General features: G+C 66.1%; 1 pseudogene. It reads right to left on the minus strand.

The features are described 5' to 3' along the window. A pseudogene (locus HMPREF2883_RS06515) lies at positions 1 to 218 on the minus strand (ferrous iron transporter B); the annotation flags it as partial.

Below are 218 nucleotides of genomic sequence, written 5' to 3' on the forward strand. Positions count from 1 at the left end.
GGTAGGGCGGCATCTCCATGTAGAAGGGCAGCAGGATGCTGCCGCGGTCGGTGAGCTGCTTGACCACCCAGGCGGCTGCCATTGCGGAGACCGCGCCCAGCAGGTAGAGGGCGAACATGACCAGGCCGCGCGTCCCGAAGGGGCCGACCTTGGCTTTGCTGTCGACCGTCAAGGAGATCATGATGACGTAGACGGGCAGGCGGGCCGAGCAGGTCATG

It is taken from the genome of Actinomyces sp. HMSC075C01 (assembly GCF_001812965.1).
In the GTDB taxonomy this organism is placed as follows: Bacteria; Actinomycetota; Actinomycetes; order Actinomycetales; family Actinomycetaceae; genus Actinomyces; species Actinomyces acetigenes.